The 4,036-nt window shown below is 72.4% G+C and carries 2 protein-coding genes; both read left to right on the top strand.

The window, feature by feature from the left end; all coding sequences use genetic code 11:
• A partial coding sequence (locus tag ACWCXH_RS39670; RefSeq protein ID WP_449806380.1) for a SpoIIE family protein phosphatase occupies window positions 1-2,082 on the top strand: 2,082 nt, incomplete at its 5' end.
• 717 nt (window positions 2,083-2,799) lie between these two features.
• Window positions 2,800-4,008 (top strand): PP2C family protein-serine/threonine phosphatase, encoded by a 1,209-nt coding sequence (locus ACWCXH_RS39665; RefSeq protein WP_449806379.1) that lies wholly within the window; start codon window positions 2,800-2,802, stop codon window positions 4,006-4,008.
• Window positions 4,009-4,036: the final 28 nt, after the last annotated feature.

The following is a 4,036-nucleotide window of genomic DNA, read 5'->3' as shown; positions in this document are numbered from 1 at the left end:
CAGACGCACGGCCTGGGCCCGGCCGAGATGACGCGGATGTACGAGCACCACGACGCGGTGCTGCACGCGGTCCGCGAGGGCGTGCTGATCGTCGGCGGGGACGGGCGGGTACTGCTGGCGAACGACGAGGCCCGGCGGCTGCTGGAGCTGCCTGCGGAGGTGGAGGGGCGGCCCGTCGCCGAGCTCGGGCTCGTTCCCGGGCCGGCTGAGCTGCTGGCGTCCGGGCGGGCCGTAACCGACGAGGTGTACCCGGCCGGGGACCGGTTGCTCGCCGTCAACATCCGCCCCACCGCGCCGTTCGGCGGCGGGCCCGGCAGTGTCGCGACGATCCGCGACACCACCGAGCTGCGGGCGCTGGCCGGGCAGGCCGAGGCGGCCCGGGCCCGGCTGAAGCTGCTCTACGACGCGGGGCTGCGGGTCGGCACCACCCTGGACGTGGAGCGGACCGCCCAGGAGCTGGCCGACGTGGTGGTGCCGCGCTTCGCGGACTTCGTCACGGTCGAGCTGGCCGAGGCGGTGCTGCGCGGTGACGAGCCGCTCCCCGGCACGGGCACCGCGGGAGGCCCGCGGATCCGCCGCGTGGCCGTCGGCGGCATCCGGGAGGACCGGCCGTTCTACCCGGTGGGCTCGCAGATCAGCCCGCTGCCGGGCACGCCGGAGGCCACCGCCATGGGAGGCGGGCGCGCCGCGCTCGCCGCCGATCTGCGCCAGGCGCACGCCTGGCGGGCGCGCGACCCGCAGACCGCCGACCGAATTCTCGAGTACGGCGTCCACTCGCTGATCTCCGCGCCGCTCAAGGCGCGCGGCCTGACCCTGGGCACGGTCACTTTCTGGCGCGCGGGGGAGTCCGCGCCGTTCGGGGAGGAGGACGTCGCCTTCGCCGAGGAACTGGTCGCGCGCGCGGCGATGTCCGTCGACAACGCCCGCCGCTACACCCGTGAGCACCGGATGGCCGAGACGCTGCAGCGCAGCCTGCTGCCCCGGGGACTGCCCGAGCAGAACGCCATGGAGGTGGCCTACCGCTACCGGCCGGCGCAGCAGGGAGTCGGCGGGGACTGGTTCGACGTCGTCCCGCTGCCCGGCTTCCGCGTGGCACTGGTCGTCGGCGACGTGGTCGGCCACGGCCTGCACGCCGCCGCCACCATGGGCCGACTGCGCACCGCCGTGCTCAACTTCTCCGCCCTCGACCTGCCCCCGGACGAGCTGCTCGCCCGCCTCGACGAACTGGTCGGCCGGCTCGACCCCAGGGCCGCCGAGGACGAGGAGACGGTCGTCGTCACGGGCGCCACCTGCCTGTACGCGATCTACGACCCGGTCTCCGGACACTGCGCCGTGGCGCGGGCGGGCCACCCACCGCCCGCCCTGGTGCGGACCGACGGCAGCGTGGAGTACGTCGACCTGCCCGCCGGGCCACCACTCGGCGTGGGCGGCCTGCCCTTCGAAACCACCGAACTCCAGCTGGTACCCGGCACCGCACTGGTCCTCTACACCGACGGACTCGTCACCAACCGCGAGCGCGACCTGGAGACCGGACTCGCCTCGCTGCGCCGTTCCCTGGCGGAGGCCCATGCCGACGGATCCCCGGAGGAGACCTGCCGGGCCGTGTTCGAGGCGCTGGTCCCGCCACACCCGAGCGACGACATCGCACTCCTCGTCGCCCGCACGCGCCTGTTCGAGCCGTCCCAGGTGGCCACCTGGGACGTACCCGACGACTTCGCCGCCGTCTCCCGCATCCGCAGCGCATGCGGCGACCAGCTGACCGCCTGGGGCCTGGAGGAGCTGAACTTCACCGCCGAGCTGATCCTCAGCGAGCTGATCACCAACGCCCTCCGCTACGGAGCTGAGCCGATCCGCGTCCGCATGCTGCGCGACACGAGCCTGGTCTGCGAGGTCTCCGACGCCAGCAGCACCGCCCCACACCTGCGCTACGCCGCCACCACCGACGAGGGCGGCCGAGGACTGTTCCTGGTGGCCCAGATCGCCGAGCGGTGGGGAACCAGGTACACGGCCCGCGGCAAGGTCATCTGGTCCGAGCAACCACTGACCGCACCCGAGTTCCAGTTCGAGGCGATGCTGCTGTAGGGCCTGCGTGGTGGAGGTGGTCCTGGACGCTGGTGCAGTCGCTGAGCCGGGCGAGGATCATGTCGGCCTCGTGGGCCCTCCTCGCGCCGCCGACCAGCCGCTGTGGGAGTTCGCTTCATGATCAGGCGACGCGGAGAGGGCTGGGGCGCTGGATGGTGCCCCGCGGTGGCCTCAGCCAGCAGGGTGGTCGAGGACGCCGACGGGGACGACTCGCAGGCCCCCGACAAGGCCGACTGGCACGGGATACGACGAAGGCCCCGACCGGAACTTCGGTTCTAACGGTCCTCGCAACACCCGCGATCTGCGGGAGTTGCGAGGACCGTGGGCGTTTCGTTTGCCCTGGCGGGCGAAGGCGGAGGATACGAGATTCGAACTCGTGAGGGGTTGCCCCCAACACGCTTTCCAATTGTTCGTCCGATTGTCCGGGAAGGTCCACACGTGTCCTGACCTGCGGCGGAGCGTCCAGTCGTCAGAGCTCTGAACGGCAACGGACGGAGCTGAATGCAACCGAAACTGCAACCACGGTGGAGGCTGTGCTCCGCCCGGCCCGGCGGTCGTACCGGCGGGCGACCGTGAGGAGGAGCGCGACCGGGGGCGCAATGCACTGCCGTCGGGCGTAATGGAAGGACCTGCCCCCGGCGAACTGCACCGATTGGCGGGGTTGATCAAGCCGGGGCCGAGTGCCCGCGACAGGAGCAGGTCGGCGGTGAGTCAAGGATGAGCGGTGAGCAGCCGTCCGGCGCAGCGGGACCGGACCGGTCGGAGGGGCACGGCGAACGCCTGCTGGGCGCGCTGCTCGATCAGTCCCGCGAGCTGCCGCCCCAGCTGATCGCCCCGCTGGTCGCCGACGCGGTGCGCGGGTTCGGCGGCCGTGACCCGGCGCTCCTGCTGCAGGACTACAGCCAGGTGATGCTGGCGCCGCTTCCGGGGCGGGGGTTGGCCGACGGGGAGCCGGTGCCGATCGACGGCTCCCCCGCGGGTGCGGCCTTCCTGCGCGGTGTCCCCGTCGAGGAACCGCAGGCCGACGGGGTGCGGGTGTACCTGCCGTTGCTGGACGGCGGCGACGAGATGGGGGTACTGGCCCTCACGCTGGACGCCGTCGATGACGACGACGACCGGCTGCTGCTGCGGCGCCTCGCCGCCCTGGTCGCCGATCTGCTGATCACCAAGAGCGGCTACACCGACCGGATCTTCCAGGCCCGGCGCCTCGAACCGATGAGCGTGGCCGCCGAGATCCAGTGGTCGCTGCTGCCACCGCTGTCGATGACTGTTCCCCGGGTCGCCGTGGCCGGCATCCTCGAACCCGCCTACCAGGTGGCCGGCGACAGCTTCGACTACGCGCTCAACGACGACCTCCTGCACGTGGCCACGATCGACGCGATGGGCCACGGGCTGGACGCCGCGACCATGGCGACCGTGGCCATCGGCGCGTACCGGCACGCCCGGCGCGCCGACATCGGACTGGCCGAGATCTACGCGTTCATGGACCGGGCCATCGCCGAGCAGTTCGGGCCGGACCACTTCGTCACCGCGCAGATGATGCGCCTGGACGCCGGGACCGGCCACCTGCAGTGGGTCAACGCCGGTCATCCTCAGCCGTTGCTGATCCGCGACCACGTCGTCGTCGAGAGGCTGGAGAGCGCCACCACCCTGCCGGTCGGGTTCGGAGGCGAGCAGCCGGTGATCAGCGAGCGGGTGCTGCGGCGCGGTGACCGGGTCCTGTGCTTCACCGACGGCCTGGTCGAGGAGCGTGAGGCCGGCGGGGATCAGTTCGGGGAGGAACAGCTCATCGACTGGGTCAACCGCGTCGAGCGCTCGCAGGCCGGGGTGCGGGCCGTGGTGCGCGCTCTCTCCCACGTCCTGAAGGAGAAGCGGGGCGGTCGTACGAGTGACGACGCGACCCTGTTCCTGATCGAGTGGCGCTGAGACACCCGCGCCCCCGCCGCGGCTCTCC

The organism is Kitasatospora sp. NPDC001660 (genome assembly GCF_053596725.1).
The sequence above is the reverse complement of the archived record's forward strand: the minus strand, read 5'-3'. Positions and strand labels throughout refer to the sequence as shown.

Coding starts and splice junctions, on each gene's coding strand:
- ACWCXH_RS39665 (WP_449806379.1), top strand. CDS start 2,800: ATGAGCGGTGAGCAGCCGTCCGGCGCAGCGGGACCGGACCGGTCGGAG.